The sequence below is a fragment of the Companilactobacillus kimchiensis genome, from assembly GCF_001438805.1.
Classification (GTDB): domain Bacteria; phylum Bacillota; class Bacilli; order Lactobacillales; family Lactobacillaceae; genus Companilactobacillus; species Companilactobacillus kimchiensis.
This window is the reverse complement of the sequence record NZ_JQCF01000032.1, coordinates 1-19017: the sequence shown is the minus strand read 5'-3', so window position 1 is coordinate 19017 and position 19017 is coordinate 1. Positions and strand designations below refer to the sequence as shown.

Below are 19017 nucleotides of genomic sequence, written 5' to 3'. Positions count from 1 at the left end.
AGTATTAAACAAACATCTTAGGGGGATTCTACTTTGAAAAAAATGATTAAATATATGGGTATCACAGCAGTGATGCTTTTGGCAGTTGCGCCAGTTGGAATGTCAGCTTTGGATGCAACAACAACTGTTGTATCTGCGGAAAGTGAAGCGGATACAGATAATATTAAACCAGATTCAACTTACACAGATAATGGTGATGGAACCTATACGTTGCATGGAACTATTAGTGCGGCAGAAGTCTGGTCTGGTGGACAACACTCTCATCCAACAGGTACTGCATTACCATTTTCTATTGAAGGTAAGAAAGTTAATTCGCTTGGAGAAATAAAAATTACAGATGTACCAACATTTGCTGGATATAAACTTAGTGGGGCAGTCGCAAAGGATCCTTCTTATTTTTTGATGCTAAAAGATGGAAATGTATATATTTATACCTTTTTGATTTTTGAACCAGCGGATGGCTCGACTATTGATATGACTAATAAAACTCCAGGTGTCGCATATTCAACTGTAATCACTTTGGGTAATGGATATAATGGTATTTATACAGATAGCGGTCTACCTATTACAGTGAGTGGTACAAAAGATTTTGTTAAATTACCAGCTGGATCTGCTTGGAAAGTCGATCGTAAAATGAGAATGTATGGTGAAACATATTATCGAATAGGAAATAATGAGTGGATTGATAGAACGTCAGGTACTGAAACTACTATAAATCCTAATGTCGTAACGACTAAGAACCAAGCTACTCTATATACTGAAAAAGGGGTCAAGAGCGTTAATCGTGCTCTAGCTGCTAATACACCTTGGTATACAGATAGATCGGCAATAATCAATGGACAAAAGATGTATCGTGTCTCCACTGACGAATGGGTTTCAGCAGATGATATTAAATAAAAATTAATGAGAACCCCTCTTTACTGTGAGAAAACCGCTATCTTTAAAGAAATATCCCACTGATTCTGTCTCAATTTCTTTCTAGTTTAGGATTTAATTATATTAATGTTTATTCTTTTGACAATTTTCTTAGCCATTGCAAGTGTCTCGTAAATCAAATTGATGAACACATTTGCAACTATCATTTTGATTTTTAATCTAACATGCAATAAAACCCCTGAATAAAAAAATATTCAGGGGTTTTACTATTTATTTTATTAATTAAATTCAACGGGATGTTTATCAGTTAAAGCTTTTGTACGAGCATCCAATTCCTCAAGTTTAGCAGGATCATCATGGAACTTAATCGCATCAACAATAATGTGAGCAACTTCTTCACAATCTTTTTCGTCAAAGCCTCTTGATGTAATAGCAGGAGAGCCTAAACGTAGACCAGATGTAAACTTAGGAGGCAATGGATCATTTGGAATGGCTTCCTTGTTAGTTGTGATATGAATTGAATCAAGTAAGTTTTGAACTTCCATACCATTCATGCCACTTTCAGTTAGGACCACATTAAGCAAGTGATTGTCAGTTCCACCAGTCAAGACAGAGAGGTTGTCGGCATCATTGATAACTTTGGCCATAGCGGCAGCATTTTTGATAACTTGTTCCATATATGTCTTAAATTCTGGTTGAAGGTCTTCACCAAAGGCAATGGCCTTACCAGCAATAACGTGTTCCAAAGGACCGCCTTGTGTACCAGGGAAGACAGCTGAATTAAGTTTTTTAGCGAGGTCAGCATTGGCAAGAATCATTCCACCACGGGGACCTCTGAGTGTTTTATGAGTAGTTGTAGTAACAATATCGGCAACTCCAACTGGAGTAGGGTGAAGTCCAACAGCAACGAGGCCGGCAATGTGAGCCATATCGACCATCAAGTAAGCACCAACTGAATCGGCAATTTCTCGGAAACGTTTGAAATCAATGATACGACTGTAAGCAGAAGCACCAGCCACAATAAGGTGTGGTTTAACTTCTTCAGCAATTTTTTGAACTTCATCATAATCGATTAAACCATCGGCATTAACTCCATATGAATGGAAGTTGTAGATCTTGCCAGAAAAGTTAACTTTTGAACCGTGGGTTAAATGTCCACCAGCATTGAGATCCATACCTAAAACTGTGTCACCAGGTTTTAAAATAGCCTGATAAGCAGCAGCGTTGGCTTGGGAACCAGAATGTGGTTGAACGTTAACGTATTCGGCATTGAATAATTTCGTAGCACGATCAATAGCGATTTGTTCAATTTGATCGATATATTCACAACCACCATAGTAACGGTGCCCAGGATAACCTTCAGCATACTTATTAGTTAAGACTGAACCTTGAGCTTTTCGAACATTGTCAGAAACGATATTCTCTGAAGCAATCAACTCAATATTTCTATTTTGTCGATTTTCTTCCTTTTTAATTAGATCGAATATTGCTTTATCACCTGTACTATATTGCACTACGACCATCTCCTTAATAATTATTATTAATTACACTGGTACCATCACTATAATTAATCTTCACACCTTTTTCAATATTAAAAATGTATACATTGAAGGAAACCCCATTATCGGCCTGACCATTGCTAGTCATAGATTCTGCCATCATTTGAACCCCACGAGCGACCAGTTCATCATTGCGATATATCGGTTTAACACGATACCTAATATAATTATTAGGGTTTTGCTTTAGATAGTAAGCAATATCATTTTCGTGTTTTAACATTTCGGGTGAGTTCAAAGAACGAGTTCCAGTCATCAAATTTTTAGGATTATTGTTTTGTCCCGTTAATTGATAACCAATCAGGTGAGAACGATTATATAGCCAGCCACCGTTAACCTTTTTATTACGCCAACCAGTAGGATTGACATAAAGTGGTTCCCGTTTAGCTGTGGGCATTAAACTACGACTCAATAGAGCATCTGCTTGAATAGCTCGATTCAAATTATCTAAATCAGCAAATTCTTGCCAAGAACCATTTGAAACATTTAGTTCGGATTTTGTGAAGGTAGGCGTATTGTTATTAACTGCAATTTCCTGTGTACCTTGATAGTTGAGATTAGCCAAATTAGAATCAGCTGCGGTTTTGCTTTTCTCAACTTGTTGGGGATTGCCACTATTATTTTGGTACGACTGATAGATTCCAGAACCACCAACCACCACTAACAGTATTCCAAAGGATACTAGACGGTGATGAATACGGCGCTTAGGTTTGACCATGAATGTCGTGAATAGGACAATTGCACCCAATAAAACGAGTAATAACATGTACATAATTCTTTCCCCTCACTACGAAGATTATTGAAATCCTCAATTACGATTTTATCATAAAAATTTGTAAATCTAGAACTATATTGTAGAAAATGTCCAATTTTATTCGTATATAAAGTTATAGTTTAAAACTATAAAAAAAGAAGTTGAAGAATTATTCAACCTCTTTATATATCATTCAAATGTCTTTTTCAAAGCGGCAATTCGTTCATCCAATGGCGGATGAGTGTCAAATAAGCCTGAAAAATGCTTTTTCTTAGTCGGATCATCGATATAAAGTGCGGCACTAGCATCATCGACGCGTTTCATAGGTTTGGTACTTTCTTGGAGCTTCTCTAAAGCGTTGATCAATCCCTGTGGATTACGAGTCAATTCGGCGCCAGAAACGTCTGCCAAGTACTCACGATTTCTCGAGATAGCCATTTGAACCAAACTAGCGATCAGTGGACCGATGATGGCAAAAATTAAGCCAACTAACCATAAAACAACTCTGATAGCACCGGAGTTATTATTATCGCGGTCATCATTGTTCATTGGAATCCACCAACGATAGGCGTTACCAATAATAGAGCAAATCAAGATAATGGCAGATGAAAGAGCTACAGAAATTGTTGAAACACGGATATCATAGTTTTTAACGTGTGAAATTTCGTGTGCCAGAACTCCCTCAAGTTCCTCACGGTTCATCATCTCATATAAGCCACTAGTAACGGCGACAGCAGCGTGCTGAGGGTCGCGTCCGGTGGCAAAAGCATTGGGGCTAGGGTCGTTGATAATATAAATATCCGGTAGGGGAATATCAGCAACCATGGCAAGATCCTCGACGATATGCCAAAGATCAGGTGCATCTTTAGCCGAATCTAATTTTTTTGCGCCATTCATTTGCATTACGATGCTAGTAGATTGAAAATAAGTAACTAGTGTATAAACAACGGCAATGACTAAAGCGATGATTACTCCTGAATAAATATTATTGAAGAAGTAGACACCGATGAAACTTCCTAAAGCAGCCAATATCAAGAAGAAAATAAAGAATATCAAGTAGGTTTTACGTTTATTACGACCAATTTGCTCATAAATCATGAGTTAACCTCGATTAAAACTTAACCTTAGGTGCTTCTTTATCAACATCAGGAATTTGCAAGAAGTTCATTTCCTTAAAGCCATGAATACCTGCAATCATGTTACGTGGAAATGTTTGAATAGCTGTGTCGTAAGCCTGTACTTGACTGTTATAAGCTTGACGTGCGTATGAAACTTTATTTTCAGTGTTTGAAAGTTCTTCCATTAATTGAGAGAATTCTTGATTAGCCTTTAAGTCGGGGTAGTTTTCAGCTAAAGCGAAGACTTGTCTCAAGGCACCGGTCAATTCGTTATCGGCATCAACCTTGTCTTGAAGAGAATTAGCATTGTTAACGTTATTTCTCAATTCGACAACATGTTCTAGAGTTTCCTTTTCGTGTTTAGCATAACCCTTAACGGTCTCAACCAAATTAGGAATCAAATCAGTACGACGTTTGAGTTGTACATCAATTTGTGAACTGAATTCACGGGCACGATTACGGTATTTAACCAAGCTGTTATACATGCCGGCATAGGCGATAATTATTACTAAGACAATAGCAATTATTATTATTGTTGTCATTTAAATCTCCTTCTTTTCTTAATGGATATATTTTACCATATCAACTGTCTGGGAGTATAAAGCTAAGCAACATAGATAAGTGAGTTTATTAGTACAATTTTTGCTGAAATTAATTTATAATTAGTAAATAGGAAGGTCACTTGGGGGTAGGTTTCACAGGTGAATATATTATGAAAAAAGTTATTTTACCAATGCTAATGTTATTTTCAATAATACTTGGGACGTTACCAAGTACAGTTTACGCTGCTGATGATTCAGATGATTTTGATAGTTCAGTTAATTCTAGTAGTGCGGTCGATACGAGTGCTGACAGTGAGCTTAGTCAAGATATTGATAGTTTGCTGAATAAAAAGGGCTATTCGGGAACCATTTTGGTGATCAAAGACGGCAAACCAATTTATCAAACTAGTCGGGGATACGCCAACTTCTCCAATAGTGCCTTTAACAATGAGAATACAACCTATGAGATTGATTCAGTTCAAAAGTCAATGACAGCTGCTATGATCATGAAGGAAGTTCAAAAGAAGAAGTTAAGTTTGTCCGATAAATTATCTGAATTTTATCCAGATATTCCGGGTAGTAAAAAAATAACTATTAGACAAATGTTAGATATGACTTCGGGCTTAGTTATGAATGGCGGCAGTGTGGGTCCAGATAGAATTATGTCAGATCCAGATATCATTGACTCTGATATCGATAATATAAAGTTCTCAAAGCTACTCTATAAAAAATGGAATTATTCAGCTGTTAACTATAATTTGTTAAGTGGTATTTTGGAAATGGTCACGGGTAATTCTTATCGTAAGTTATTTACTGATTCTTTTATTAAAAAATTGAATTTAAAACATACAATTTTTGCATACGATGAAAAACCTAATATTCAAAAAGCCAATGGGTATAACAATATTGATCCACTATCAGCCAGATTGGATTATAAAAATGCCTTTTATACTAAGCGTTCGTTTGAATTTGATGAACTAGGAACTGGTCAGATTTATATGAATGCCCGGGATTTATATAAAGTTGAGAAATATATTTCCACTGGTTCGATGTTAACTAAGAAGTCACGGAAAATTCTATATAAACGTGGTAGTGTCAGTACCTATGGCGGTGGGCTATATCATGGAACTGATGACAATTTTGCTAACGGTTGGGGCTATGGTTTTCAAACAGTTATGCATATATCTAACAATGGTAAAAATGCCGTGATCTTTTTGGAAAATTATGAACGTTTAGCGGCTGATGCAAAACCAATTGCTAAACAGGTTTACGGAATGATCAATAATGATGATTAATAGATAAATTACAGAAAAAGCTAGCTATTTAATTGAAAAACCTGTATAGTTATTTGTGCAGGTAGCCTACCTGTGATTTGAAAGTGACGGCCTTACACATTCCAAGATCCGTTGTAAGGTTGCCCGGGGGTTCACATCAAGATGATGTGGGCCCTTTTCTATACCCTAAAAAAGTCAACTTATTTGTCCTCCTCAAAAAAATGTTGTACGTTAGAAATAGTTTTTGAGGAGGACATGTTTATGTATAAATTGAATGATGGTCAACAGATTCCAGATTTTGGTTTCGGTACCTATAAGTTAAATGGCCGTAAAGGTGTGCAAAGCATCGTTTCAGCAATTAATAACGGTTATACTATGATTGATACTGCTTATAATTATGAAAATGAAGGTACAGTTGGACGTGCCATTGCTGAAAGTGGCGTTGATCGTGATAAACTGACAGTCACTTCCAAATTACCAGGCCGATATTATGCTTACGATGATGCCATCACTGCTCTACAAGAGTCACTTTATCGAGCTCATTTGGATTATTTTGACCTATATCTCTTACATTGGCCTAATCCTAAACGAGGAATGTATGTTGAGGCTTGGCAGGCATTAATTGCTGCCCAAAAGTTTGGCCTAGTTAAATCTATTGGTGTTTGCAATTTTTTGCCTGAACACTTGAATAAACTACAAAAAGAAACCGGTATTTTGCCAGCAATTAATCAGATTGAATTACATCCGTATTTTAATCAAGCTGATATGCGTCAATTCGATAATGAAAAAGGTATTGTCACAATGGACTGGAGTCCGCTTGGTAGAGCTAGTTCGGTCTTGAAAAATCCAATTTTGATTGACTTAGCTAAAAAATATAATAAATCGGTTGGGCAAATTATTTTGAGATGGGAACATCAATTAAAGACCATTCCAATCCCTAAATCATCGTCACCAATTAGACAGCGTGAAAATATGAATATCTTTGACTTTGAAATTTCACCAGAAGATATGAAAAAAATCGATTCATTAACAAAGGCTGATGGTCGTAATAAAGATCAAGATCCAGCAATTTATGAGGAATTTTAAAAATGAGAGTGATATTTGAGTTTATCTCAAATGACACTCTTTTTTAATTTTGTCTCAAAAATTAATAAATATTAAATCTAAATTTCACAAAAAAATCACAATTTCTCTATTGTATATTATCGTGAAGAGAACTATATTTTATCTGTAAGCAGTTACATATTGGAAGCTAATTTAATCAAGAGGTGGTTCTTATGTATAGAAGTAATGGAAATTATGAAGCATTTGCTAAACCAATGAAACCAGAAGGTGTTGATGATAAGTCGGCATATATTGTTGGTTCTGGATTAGCAGGTTTGGCCGCAGCAACATTTTTAATTCGTGATGGTCAAATGAAAGGTGATAAGATTCATGTTCTAGAGGAACTTGCTCTACCCGGTGGTAGTATGGATGGCATTTGGAACGAACAAAAGGGTTACATCATCCGTGGTGGTAGAGAAATGGAACCTCACTTCGAAACACTTTGGGATCTATTCAGATCAATTCCATCATTGGAAAATCCTGATGTCTCAGTCTTAGATGAGTTTTATTGGTTAAATAAAAAAGATCCAAGTTTCTCACATGGAAGAGTTATTCAAGAACAAGGTAAGGAATTACCAACTGAAGGCGATTTAACTTTGACACCTAAGGCTGTTAAAGAGTTGATCGACCTTGTTATGACTCCAGAAAAAGATTTGGGTGACAAGAAGATCAACGAAGTCTTTACTGATGAATTTTTGAACTCAAACTTCTGGCTCTACTGGTCAACAATGTTTGCTTTTGAACCATGGGCTAGTGCAATGGAAATGAGACGTTACTTGATGCGTTTCTGTCACCATATTGACTCATTATCAAACTTATCATCACTCAGGTTCACAAAATACAATCAATATGAATCATTAATTCAACCTATGATTAAATTCTTGGAAGATAAGGGTGTTCAATTTACTTATAATACACATGTAAATAATATTAAAGTGGATACTTCAAATGATGAAAAGGTTGCTACAGAACTTGATCTAACAACTGATGGCAAAGATAATACAGTTGCTTTGACACCAAATGATTTAGTCTTTGTCACAAATGGTTCAATCACTGAAAGTACAACGTATGGTGATAAAACTCATCCAGCACCTACAGAGCATGAACTAGGTAGCAGCTGGCAACTATGGGAAAACTTAGCTAAACAAGATAAGGCCTTTGGTAATCCTGATGTCTTCTGTAAGAATATTCCTGACGGAAACTGGACAGTTTCAGCAACTATCACTTTGACAGATGACCAAGCAGTACCTTATATCGAAAAGATCAGTAAGAAAGATCCGCACAGTGGATCAATCGTAACAAGTGGTCCGGTAAGCATTAAGGATTCAAACTGGCTATATGGATATTCAATCAGTCGTCAAAAGCACTTTAAGGCTCAAAAGGATAATGAATTAGTTGTCTGGGTTTACGGATTGTTCTCAGGTAAAAAAGGTAACTATATTGATAAGAAGATTGAAGACTGTACAGGTGATGAACTCTGTGAAGAATGGCTCTATCACATTGGTGTTCCAGTCGATAAAATCAATGATATTGCTGAAAATCATGCTAATACAATTCCAGCACACATGCCATATATTACTTCATACTTCATGCCTAGAAAGGTTGAAGATCGTCCATTAGTAGTTCCAGCAGGTTCAAAGAACTTAGCCTTTATTGGTAACTTTGCTGAAACAGAACGTGACACCGTCTTTACAACTGAATATTCAGTTAGAACAGCTATGGAAGCTGTTTATACACTATTGGATGTTGATCGTGCGGTTCCAGAAGTATTTGCTTCAGCCTTTGATACACGTACTTTAATGAGAGCTATGTATTACTTGGATGGTAAGAAGAAGATTGAAGATATTAAGTTACCATTTAAGGAACGCATTGTTGAAAAGCAAGTTATGGAAAAGATTAAGGGAACATACATTGAAGAGTTATTGAAAGATGCACATTTACTATAGAAAATAGAAGACTTGAATCTTAATTGATTCAGGTCTTTTTTTGTTTAGTCAAAGTAAGTTTGCCAAATCTGGGAATGATGACATTCAAATGCCATCTTAAAATCTTCTCGCATATTTCTGGCTAAGGATAGATTAAGTTTGAGTGCTTCCTCCAGAGTAAAATAAGCAACATCTGAGGTTTCAACACCGCTATGTAAGTCGTTTTCAAATGGTGTACATTCAAAGAATATTTTATAAACATAATTTAGATTTTTTTTAGGATAATGGTTCTGCTGCATATCTTTGATAGCAATCAAACGTCGTGGTTGAACTCTGATTCCAGCCTCTTCATAAGTTTCCTTTACGGCAATTTCCCCAGCAGAATACCCGATATCACCCCAACCGCCAGGAATGGACCATTCGCCACTACTTTTTTCACGAACTAAAAGAATCTTATCATCCTTAAAGCTAGCAGCTCGAATATCCACTTTAGGAGTCACATAACCGGTGTCAGCATCAAAAAAGATTCCCAACTGTTCGGTAGTAACGTTATTTGCCAACTCAGTAGTCAGTTTTTTAGCAACCGTTTCTAATTGATCATATCGTTCGCGGTCAAAAACGTCCTTACTATAATGTTTACCAGTTTGGGCAATTGCTTGAAGTTGTTCGATTAATTGTTCTACATCATCCATAATTAATACCATCCTTTAAACGGAGTATAGCATTTAATAATGAATTTAAAAGAGCGCTTTCATTAATTAACTTTTTCGAAGGTCCGTTCATGAACAAAGTTATTGAAAATATCATCATAATTCTTGATGGTTTGCAGTTGCTCTGCATCATGTTTGACAACTTCGGCTACATTTGCCATTAAATAGAGCGAATTTATCAGCATATAATGAGATTCATTATCCAAAATAAAATGAATTCCTTGCTCAATGGTTTGAACAGCTTGATCTTGTTTGGAAAGTTGAAAATAGGAAAGAGAAGCCAGATAAAAAATTATATTGAGATTCTCATCGTATTTAGTTTTACTTAGATTTTTGATGGATAAATCAATTTGCTTAATGGCAGACATTTTTAATCCCTGTTGAGCATAAATATAGGCCAAAGTAACATTGCCAATTCTAGTCAAAGTAGTTTGCTTACGGCTATGGCCAGCACTGGCTAAGGATAGTTTTATCAGTTCTTTAGCATTATCGAATTTATGTTCCAAATGTAAGGCACAGACAGCCAAGTAAAAATAATACGCCTGAGTTTGTTTACTAGTTTGCACTGTTTCAATAACAGTGGGACGATTTAGGAAATTGCGTAAAGCCAGATAATTACGATTATTGTAAAAGGAACTGACTTTTTGGTTAAAATAATTTTCTTTACAAATCTTGAAATTATTAGATAGCGCTAGATCATCGAAATTAACTGACAATCGTTGACAGAGATTAATCAGTAATTGAGTATTGGGTATATATTTATTATGTTCAATTTCTGAAAGAGTGGACTGAGAACAAATATCCTCAGCTGTTTCCAGTTGGGACAGTCGCTTTTGTTGTCTGGTTTCTTTTAAAATATCTCCTAAATTATCCATATTTATACACCTACTATTTTTATTCCGTTTTCAGATTATTTATTTCCATGAGTAAATGATATAAAAGTAGTGTGTATTTTATGTTCAATTAATGTAAAGCTTTGTATCGATTGTGTAAACTTTCAGAAAATAATTGATTGATTTGAAAAAAACAAATAGTACTGGCAGAGTTTGGAAAAAAATTAATAAAAATATCGTCAAATTTCTACTATTGAATCCATAGAAATCAATGACGATATTTTGAAAGTATTATTTTAATGAGAAACCCTGTTCATTTAGGAAAGAAGCAACTTCAGGACGATGGACGTGATCAAACATAGTTAAATTTTTATCAGTCCAAGTTGTGTCTTGGGGATGCGACTTTCGATTAAGATAGTAATTTTTAACTTCTTCATCATAGTTAGACAAATCGTTGAATGTCTGATTATCATAAGAATTAGTGGCAACTTGATTCTGTGTAAATAATCGTGGTTTGTGTTGATTCTTAATATTGGGAACCCCAACTGTCATACCAAATAATGGAAATGTAAATTTGGGAAGGTTAAGTAAATTAGCAACCTGTTTGATATTATTGCGAATACTGCCAATATAGCAGATCCCTAAGCCCATGGATTCGGCGGCAATTGCCATGTTTTGAGCAGCAATTGTAGTATCGACCGTAGCGACTAAGAGTGATTCCATATTTTTGATACCGTCCAAATTTTGTTTATTTCTTTTTAGAATGGTAGCCTGACGATTTAAATCGGCCACAAAGATATAAAAAGTTTCAGCCTTTTTTACATGTGGTGAGCTGATAGTGATATCGGCAATCTCTTTTCTTAGTTGTGGATTAGTAATTTCAATAATTGAGAAAGCCTGTACAAATTCGGATGTTGAGCCACTTTGAGCGGCAAGAAGAAGGGCATTTTTATTCTCATTACTAATAGATTCATTTTTAAAGTCTCTAACTGAGACGTGTTGAAGCATATTTTCGATTGTAGAATTCATTGGGAAACCTCATTTGTTGAATTTTCATTACCTAAATATTATGCAGACGAAGTCACATAATTGGCAATTGATAACCCTTCAAGCCAAAATAAAAAACCACTTAAGAGTGGTTTTCAAACATTAACTAAAATTCAATTTATTAATTAGACTGGGTTGGATTGCCCGTTTGTCCTTATCAGAATCCAGTTGATAATTGATAATCATATTGACGGAATTGATGGTTAGAATATCAACAATCGATTCATGCATGAGCATTAATTCTTGACTACTAAAAGTTTTATCTTCAATAGGTGCTGCCATAATAATTACCTCCAGTCTTTCCACCTTTGGAATACTTTAGTGTAGGTCCTGGAGATGGATATTGGAAATAATTTGATTGGAGATTTAGTATTTAAAGATTGCAATATTAACAACAAGAAAATGACGTACTGGTAAACTGGAAAATTATTAGGTCAAGAGTATGTTTTTTACCTAATAGAAATATAGATCTCAACATCACCATTTAAATAATATTTTTCGAAATCATAATCATATTTTCTGATAATCATCTTGCTATTTTCATCAGACCAGATTTGTTGCCATAATAATGGAATATTATTTGAATTATTCTTATAGATTTTATATTTGTTGTTGTCAGGAATTAGGAGTGTTCCATGAGTATTGTCTTCTTGTCCAATCGCGAGTGTGTAATCACCAGTGTAGTCCGATTGGTATTCGTAATAAATTCCGTATTTTATTGTATTAGAAGGTATTTTAGGAAGATTTTCACTCCATAATCTTTGAATTTTTACTTGGATGTCTGGATCTTTAAAATTATTTGCTCGAATTTTATTTATTATTTGTACTTTCATGCTTTCCTCCTGTACGAACACTAGTTCTTATATAGCTTATCATAAGCTTAGTTACTATTGTAGGGAAGAGGGGAAATGATCTTTATTAATGATATTTTAATATATTCATGTATTGAGCTTAATAAAAAAATAAAAAGCCGCTATATCAATGTTTTGCACTGATATAGCGGCTAAGGGAATCTTTATTATCACCCGTATGGGAATCGAACCCATAACTCCACCTTGAGAGGGTGGCGTCTTAAACCATTTGACCAACGGGCAATTAAACAACACTCATAATTTTAACTGTAAACTACCAGTTCTGTCAATATGAATTATTGTTTTTTACCATTATTTATTATTATTAGCATCTTTAGTCTTGATAATTAGTACATAAATCATCATTCCAATCAAAACAATTGTATAAACGGCACTAGCGAAACCAGCGTATTCCATGATGACCCAACCGGTGATACGGGCGCTCGCCATTAACAACATGGAAAGGACCCCAAACATAACGACTCGACGCAATAATCCTTGATAGACTTCATTGAACTTTTTTTGATTATTTCTCATAACAGAATCACTCCAGAAGCAAATGCTCCAGCTAATATTGCCAAAAAGTTATTTAAAAAATGTACGGTAATATCGGCTTTGATATTTTTAGTTCGATAATAAACACCTGCTAAAACGATACCTAGAAGGATTTTGGAAAGTGCATAGATCCAATCAGTACTGGCATCAAAGGGTGCATGTACATAACCGAAAATTAAACCACTAGCTAAAATTGAAATTAATGGACTGTTTAAAAAGAACCAATTCATAAAGATTCCTCGAAAAATTATTTCTTCCAAAATTGGTGCCACAAAGATAGTAAAAATGATTAAGATGAACATATTGTTATTACCAACCAGTTTTAAAGCTTCGACGTTGGCATTACTGCTTTTCATAAAGGGAACAGTAGCGAGATTAATTAAAAGTGTCAGTAGGGTTGCGATAATAATTATTGTCCAGGTGCTTCTGCTGAACTTTTGTGTAGGAAATTTTTGAACGTGCTGGAAAGTGAAAATAATTATTGTTGCAGCAATAGCTAACAATATAATAGTAGCAATCGGTGCATATTTGAGATAACTTGCGTAATCTTTACCTAGCTGCTTCTTAGTTAAAGTTAAAATACTTAATGGTAGTTGTTCCATTAAAAATAATGCTAAAAAGGCTATAATGTGTAGTATAACTTTTATAGGATGATAAGTATTTTTAGAATTGTTCATGCAAATACCTCCGTGGTTAAGATAATTATTAGAATTTTTGGATAATTAGTGCTTTAATACTATAATGCTATAGTGAGTTTTTAAAGGGAGTGAATAAATGTTCAAGATTGCTCGAGGTAGGATCAATACTATGCAAGTGCTTGGTGCGGTCATTTTTATGATTTTCCAAGTTGTTGCAACACTGTATATCCCTAATCTTACATCAGACATTGTTAATAAGGGTGTTATTACAGGTGATACTAATTATATCGTATCTGCTGGAATAAAGATGGTAGTTGTTTCATTAATTACTGTTGTTGCTGCTTTTGGGAATGTTTTGATGGCGTCACAAGCGTCACAAGGATTAGGCCGTAAGTTGAGATCTGATTTATTTAAAAAAATATTATACTTTACCCATGATGAATTCGACAAATTCGAAACTTCATCATTAACAACTAGAACAACTAATGATGTTATTCAAATTCAAAACGTCATGATTATGATGTTAAGAATGATGATTATGGCACCTATTATGTTGATTGGTGCTAGTTTTATGGCGTACCAAAAGAATGCTGAAATGACCAAGATTTTTTTGATCTCAATTCCCATTTTAATTATTGTCGTAGGATTAGTAATGTTTTTTGCTGTGCCATTATTCAAGGCTATGCAGAAAAAGACTGATCGATTGAACTTAGTTTTCCGTGAAGGATTAACTGGGGTTCGTGTTATTCGTGCATTTAGACAGGATAAATTTGAACAGGACCGCTTTAAGGATGCCAATGCCGATTATACTAACAATGCTGTCAAAGTATTTACAATTGTGGCGGTAATGTTCCCGGTTGTTACTTTGGTTATGAGTGGTACCAATGTTGGAATTACATGGTTGGGGGCACACTATATTGCTAATCAATCAATGCAAATTGGTAATATGATTGCTTTTATGACTTATGCTATGCAAATTTTAATGAGTTTTATGATTCTTTCAATGGTCTTTGTTTTTGTACCCCGTGCTTCAGCTTCAGCTGCTCGTATTCAGGAAGTTTTTGAAACGGAAAGTAAAATTGATGTTGTTGCTAAACCAGCTAATGTTAAAGGTGATGCAGGACTTGGTTTTAACGATGTTAATTTCCGCTATACTGGCGCAGAAAAATTAGCTTTATCTAATCTAAACTTCAAAGTTACTCAAGGTCAAACCTTGGCTATTATTGGTGGAACTGGTTCTGGTAAGAGTACACTGATTAACTTAATCCCTAGATTTTATGATGCTGAAACTGGTGTCGTTAGTCTAAATGGAACTGACGTTAAGGCTTTGAGTACTGAAGATATCAATAGTAAAGTTTCCATGGTTCCACAAAAAGCGATTCTTTTTAAGGGAACTATTCGTGAAAACATGGCCTACGGTAAAGACGGTGCTACTGATGATGAAATTTGGCATGCTCTTAAAATTGCTCAAGCTGATGACTTTGTTAAGGAACTTGATGGTCAATTGGATGGTGAAGTTGAACAAGGTGGAGATAACTTCTCTGGTGGTCAGAAACAACGTTTAGCAATTGCCAGAGCGCTTGTTAAAGATGCTTCAGTTTACGTCTTTGATGATTCCTTCTCAGCTCTTGATTTTAAGACTGATCTGAACCTTAGAACAGCTTTGAAGAATGATGAAAAAATCAGTCAAGCAGTAGTTGTTATCGTTGGTCAACGGATTTCAACTGTTGCTGATGCCGATCAAATCGTTGTTCTTGAAGATGGTAAGATGGTTGGTTTAGGAACTCACCAAGAACTTAAAGATAATAACAAGACTTATCAAGAAATTATTGAGTCTCAATTAAAGGAGGTTAAGTAATGGCTGATAAAAAACCTCAAGCAGCACCCGCAAACCGTGGACATGGTCCTGGTAGTCATGGTGGTGTTGTTGAAAAGCCTAAGAATTTCTGGAGAACTACTGGTCGTTTGGCAAAATATATGTCTAGTTATATTACTGGATTAATAATTGTCATGATTTTAGCGATTGCTTCTGCTGTTTTCCAAATTAAGACTCCTAAGATTTTGGGACAAGCAACAACGGAAATCTATAAAGGTTTGATGACTGGTGTAGCTCAACAAAAGGCTGGTTTGAAAATCAAAGGTCTACCAATTGACTTTACCAAAATTGAACATATTATTTTAATTGTTATTCTAATGTACTTAGCTTCTGCCATTTTTAGTTTTATTCAGCAATTTGTGATGACACGTGTTTCACAACGAACTGTTTATAAAATGAGACGTGATTTGAAGTCGAAGATGCAAAGATTACCAATTGGTTATTATGATTCACATTCCAATGGTGATATTATGTCCCGTGCTATCAATGATATGGATAATATTGCCGGGACTTTACAGCAAAGTTTGACCCAGCTAGTTACCAGTACCGTAACCTTTATTGGGGTTATTTGGATGATGTTAACGATTAGCTGGCAATTAACTTTGATTGCTTTAGCTACTGTGCCATTGAGTTTAATTGTTGTTGGACTGGTTGCTCCACAATCACAAAAGTTTTTTAAGAGACAACAAGCTTCATTAGGCCTATTGAATAATCAGGTTGAAGAAAATTATTCTGGACATGTAGTCGTAAAAAGTTTTAATCATGAAAAATCATCAATTGAAGTTTTTGAAAAAGAGAATTCGAAGTTGTACAAAGCTTCTTGGAAGGCTCAGATGATTTCTGGTATCGTAATGCCTTTGATGACCTTTATCAATAACTTGGGTTATGTTTTGGTTGCCATCTACGGTGGTATTCAAGTTGCTAATGGTAGAATTGCATTAGGTGATATTCAGGCCTTCTTGCAATACATGAATCAATTTTCACAACCAATTGCTCAACTAGCTAACTTAACCAATACTATTCAAGCTACAGTTGCCTCAGCCGAACGTATTTTTGAAATTTTGGATGAACCCGAAATGGATAATAGTAAGGTTGATGTGCCAAATGTTGAAACTGATGATAAAGTAACACTTGATCATGTTAAATTTGGTTACGAAGGTAAACCTACTTTACTAGAAGATTACAATTTAAATGTTAAACCAGGTGAAATGATCGCTATCGTTGGGCCAACTGGTGCTGGTAAAACTACTATTATTAATTTGTTGGAACGTTTCTATGATGTTAGTGGTGGTTCGATCAAAATCGGTGGGAAAGATATTCGTAATATGACTCGTGAACAAGTTAGAAGTCATTATGCGATGGTACTTCAGGATACTTGGCTCTTTACCGGAACCATCTATGACAATTTGAAGTATAGTAAAGAAGATGCGACAAAAGAAGAGATTCTCACGGCTGCTAAAGCGGCTCATGTGGATAACTTTGTTCGTCAACTTCCAGATGGCTATGATACGGTTTTGAATGAGGAAGCTTCCAATATTTCTCAAGGACAAAGACAATTGATCACGATTGCTCGGGCCTTTGTAGCCGATCCTGAGATCCTAATCTTGGATGAAGCTACATCTTCAGTTGATACTAGAACTGAATTACATATTCAACATGCGATGGAAAGATTATTAAAGGATCGGACTAGTTTTGTGGTCGCTCATCGACTTTCAACTATTCAGGATGCTGATAAGATCATCGTTATGAACCATGGTTCAATTGTTGAAACAGGTAATCATGAAGAGCTTATGGCTAAGAATGGTTTCTATGCCGATCTTTACAATTCACAATTTGCTGGAAATGTCGCTTTATAAAAAAGATAGATATATAATTGGAACGTGTTTTGGCACGTTCTTTTTTTATACACTTTTTTAATGAAAGGGAAGTTTAATGACAAATTTTGCAGAAACAAAAGCCCAAATTATTGATTTAGTAAATAAGCAGATTGTTCCTGGAGCCAGTTTTGGCTTCATAACACCGACTGAGACGACCAAATGCAGTTATGGTAATAAGTCATGGTTGCCAACTATAACTCCGCTTAAAGGTGATGAATTACACGATTTAGCATCATTAACGAAGGTTATGGGAACCGTTCCTTTGATTATTAAGATGTTAAATGAAAAATTAATAAATTTACATGATCCAATTCAAAAGTATTTGCCTGAATTTACTGATGAACGAGTGGAATTATTCCATCTGATCACGCATACTTCAGGAATTCATGGTTATATTCCCAATCGTGATAGCTTAAATAGTAAAGAATTGATTCAAGCCTTATTAAAACTACCTGTAACTGATACCTTTAATAAGAAAGTCGTTTATACCGATACTGGTTTGATTTTTTTAGGATTGGTGATTGAAAAGTTCTATAAAATGTCAGTTCAAGATGCCATTATGAAATATATTATTGAACCGGAAGGTTTAAAAGATGCGACATTTAATCCAGAAGTAAGTCGTTGTGTACCAACCTATGTTGTTGACGGTAAGATGTTGGTGGGAGTTGCTAATGATCCGAAAGCACGTCAACTAGGTAAGCACTGTGGTTCGGCGGGGATGTTTGCTACCTTGGATGATGTGATGAAATTCACTGCTGATATGTTAAAAACAGATAAAGAATTTTTGTATCATAATATTACGGAATTAAATCCCGGTCGTTCTTTAGGTTGGGATGTTAAACCTGACGGATCAGGTCATGTGTTGTTCCATACTGGTTACACAGGGGAATTTATTGCTGTTGACTATCAACAGCAAACAGCGATGGTCGTGATGACTAATCGAGTTCATCCAATTCAAAATAACCAATTGTTTTTGGAACGTCGAGAGACAATTCTGAATTCATTTTTGAATGAGAGTAAATAGACAACCAAAAATGAATTTTACTTGTGTTTGGTTAAAGTGTAAATCAACGGAGTTGTTATTAGACTGCCATCTTCCGTTCGGCAATATCGGGGGACTGGAACGCAGTGGACATCGTTTTGAACCAATTTGAAGTACAAAATTGTTTCAAAATCGAGTCTTTCACTAATCTAGCCAAGTACGCTAGGTAAGAGAAATCTCACTGCTGAGCCCCCGAATTGCTCTCGCTCCAGACTAGATTAGTTGTTTCTATCCTTTAGTAATTTAAACTTTTTTAAGATATATCAATTTATTCAGATTTTATCTCAATAAAAGCAAATATCCTTATTGACCGAGTGCTATTTCGGTTCTTTCTTAACATTGGTTATATGCGATTATTTGATTATACAAAAACAGACCATCTAGTTTATTCTAGATAGTCTGTTTTTGTGAAGTGCGCCCGGCATGGGCACTAACTTGG

General features: G+C 35.2%; 18 protein-coding genes and 1 tRNA gene. 7 read left to right on the top strand and 12 right to left on the bottom strand.

The window, feature by feature from the left end; all coding sequences use genetic code 11:
• Window positions 1-42: 42 nt before the first annotated feature.
• On the top strand, window positions 43-897 hold the full coding sequence (locus IV57_RS11420) for an SLAP domain-containing protein (RefSeq protein ID WP_236704364.1): 855 nt from the start codon (window positions 43-45) through the stop codon (window positions 895-897).
• Window positions 898-1154: 257 nt separating this feature from the next.
• On the opposite strand, the gene glyA is transcribed toward IV57_RS11420, so the two are convergent.
• The 4 genes from glyA to IV57_RS11400 all read right to left on the bottom strand — a co-directional run bounded on the left by glyA (window position 1155) and on the right by IV57_RS11400 (window position 4846).
• The gene (gene glyA / locus IV57_RS11415; protein WP_057881653.1) at window positions 1155-2399 is read right to left on the bottom strand and encodes a serine hydroxymethyltransferase; all 1245 of its coding nucleotides are present in this window, start codon (window positions 2397-2399) and stop codon (window positions 1155-1157) included.
• A gap of 4 nt (window positions 2400-2403) precedes the next feature.
• Window positions 2404-3204, bottom strand: a complete 801-nt coding sequence (locus IV57_RS11410; RefSeq protein WP_057881652.1) for a DNA/RNA non-specific endonuclease — start codon at window positions 3202-3204, stop codon at window positions 2404-2406.
• A gap of 171 nt (window positions 3205-3375) precedes the next feature.
• Window positions 3376-4284, bottom strand: coding sequence for a zinc metalloprotease HtpX (gene htpX, locus IV57_RS11405; protein WP_057881651.1), 909 nt, complete (start codon window positions 4282-4284; stop codon window positions 3376-3378).
• Between the two features lie 13 nt (window positions 4285-4297).
• Window positions 4298-4846: a LemA family protein gene (locus IV57_RS11400; protein WP_057881650.1), complete on the bottom strand. Its 549-nt coding sequence runs from the start codon at window positions 4844-4846 to the stop codon at window positions 4298-4300.
• A gap of 170 nt (window positions 4847-5016) precedes the next feature.
• On the opposite strand from IV57_RS11400, the gene IV57_RS11395 reads away from it, so the two are divergent.
• From IV57_RS11395 to IV57_RS11385, 3 genes are all read left to right on the top strand, one after another.
• Window positions 5017-6141: a serine hydrolase domain-containing protein gene (locus IV57_RS11395; protein WP_057881649.1), complete on the top strand. Its 1125-nt coding sequence runs from the start codon at window positions 5017-5019 to the stop codon at window positions 6139-6141.
• Between the two features lie 234 nt (window positions 6142-6375).
• Window positions 6376-7206: an aldo/keto reductase gene (locus IV57_RS11390; protein ID WP_057881648.1), complete on the top strand. Its 831-nt coding sequence runs from the start codon at window positions 6376-6378 to the stop codon at window positions 7204-7206.
• Window positions 7207-7397: 191 nt separating this feature from the next.
• Window positions 7398-9170 carry an oleate hydratase gene (locus IV57_RS11385; protein ID WP_057881647.1) on the top strand — a complete coding sequence of 591 codons (1773 nt, stop codon included), beginning with the start codon at window positions 7398-7400 and terminating at the stop codon, window positions 9168-9170.
• Window positions 9171-9214: 44 nt separating this feature from the next.
• Here the strand turns inward: IV57_RS11385 and IV57_RS11380 are convergent, their stop codons facing one another.
• The 8 genes from IV57_RS11380 to IV57_RS11345 form a co-directional block, all read right to left on the bottom strand.
• Window positions 9215-9853 (bottom strand): NUDIX hydrolase N-terminal domain-containing protein, encoded by a 639-nt coding sequence (locus tag IV57_RS11380; protein WP_057881646.1) that lies wholly within the window; start codon window positions 9851-9853, stop codon window positions 9215-9217.
• Window positions 9854-9903: 50 nt separating this feature from the next.
• Window positions 9904-10734: a helix-turn-helix domain-containing protein gene (locus tag IV57_RS11375; protein ID WP_057881645.1), complete on the bottom strand. Its 831-nt coding sequence runs from the start codon at window positions 10732-10734 to the stop codon at window positions 9904-9906.
• Between the two features lie 249 nt (window positions 10735-10983).
• On the bottom strand, window positions 10984-11721 hold the full coding sequence (nfsA, locus tag IV57_RS11370) for an oxygen-insensitive NADPH nitroreductase (RefSeq protein WP_057881644.1): 738 nt from the start codon (window positions 11719-11721) through the stop codon (window positions 10984-10986).
• Between the two features lie 120 nt (window positions 11722-11841).
• The gene (locus tag IV57_RS11365; RefSeq protein ID WP_057881643.1) at window positions 11842-12021 is read right to left on the bottom strand and encodes a hypothetical protein; all 180 of its coding nucleotides are present in this window, start codon (window positions 12019-12021) and stop codon (window positions 11842-11844) included.
• Window positions 12022-12188: 167 nt separating this feature from the next.
• Complete coding sequence (locus tag IV57_RS11360; RefSeq protein ID WP_057881642.1) at window positions 12189-12572, bottom strand: effector binding domain-containing protein; 384 nt, start codon at window positions 12570-12572, stop codon at window positions 12189-12191.
• 188 nt (window positions 12573-12760) lie between these two features.
• Window positions 12761-12833 (bottom strand) — tRNA-Glu (locus tag IV57_RS11355).
• Window positions 12834-12902: 69 nt separating this feature from the next.
• Window positions 12903-13127 carry a hypothetical protein gene (locus tag IV57_RS11350; protein WP_057881641.1) on the bottom strand — a complete coding sequence of 75 codons (225 nt, stop codon included), beginning with the start codon at window positions 13125-13127 and terminating at the stop codon, window positions 12903-12905.
• Window positions 13124-13822 carry a CPBP family intramembrane glutamic endopeptidase gene (locus IV57_RS11345; RefSeq protein ID WP_057881640.1) on the bottom strand — a complete coding sequence of 233 codons (699 nt, stop codon included), beginning with the start codon at window positions 13820-13822 and terminating at the stop codon, window positions 13124-13126. Before IV57_RS11345 ends, IV57_RS11350 begins: the two co-directional genes overlap by 4 nt.
• Before the next feature lie 97 nt (window positions 13823-13919).
• Between IV57_RS11345 and IV57_RS11340 the strand changes: the two genes are divergently transcribed.
• The 3 genes from IV57_RS11340 (at window position 13920) to IV57_RS11330 (ending at window position 18560) form a co-directional block, all read left to right on the top strand.
• Entirely contained in the window at window positions 13920-15641 is a 1722-nt protein-coding gene (locus tag IV57_RS11340) for an ABC transporter ATP-binding protein (protein ID WP_057881639.1), read from the top strand.
• Entirely contained in the window at window positions 15641-17515 is a 1875-nt protein-coding gene (locus tag IV57_RS11335; protein ID WP_057881638.1) for an ABC transporter ATP-binding protein, read from the top strand. The genes IV57_RS11340 and IV57_RS11335 overlap by 1 nt, the downstream gene beginning before the upstream one ends.
• 76 nt (window positions 17516-17591) lie before the next feature.
• Complete coding sequence (locus IV57_RS11330) at window positions 17592-18560, top strand: serine hydrolase domain-containing protein (protein WP_057881637.1); 969 nt, start codon at window positions 17592-17594, stop codon at window positions 18558-18560.
• The last annotated feature ends 457 nt before the right edge of the window (window positions 18561-19017 follow it).